Genomic DNA, 387 nt, shown 5'->3' on the forward strand with positions numbered 1-387 from the left:
CTGATTGAGGTCTGGAATACCAGCGGAGAGATAGTCAAGTCACTGGCCAAGCTGCCATCCGGTGAAACCATCCCCAAAGGTTTTGACTCTGTTCGTGAAGGCCCCCGTGATGTGCACTGGCGTGCCGATGTTGCTGCCACTCTGGTATGGGCAGAAGCCCAGGATGGCGGCAATATGAGTGTCGATGTTCCCCACCATGACGCGCTTTTTAGTCTGGCCGCCCCCTTTAAGGCAGCACCAAGCGAAATGCTGCGCCTGGAACGTCGCTATAGCGGTATTCAATGGGGTAATCAGGGACTAGCCGTGGTTAGCGAATGGCGTTTTGCCGATCGCACCTTGCGCAGTTGGAAATTCCAGCCTGCCAATCCACAAGCCGACTGGGTCTTG

At 55.8% G+C, this 387-nt stretch carries 1 pseudogene; it reads left to right on the plus strand.

Annotated features, from left to right (window positions below):
* Positions 1–387, plus strand: a pseudogene (locus J0A66_RS21960) (S9 family peptidase); the annotation flags it as partial.

This window comes from Bowmanella dokdonensis (genome assembly GCF_017254865.1).
GTDB classification, from domain to species: Bacteria; Pseudomonadota; Gammaproteobacteria; order Enterobacterales; family Alteromonadaceae; genus Bowmanella; species Bowmanella dokdonensis.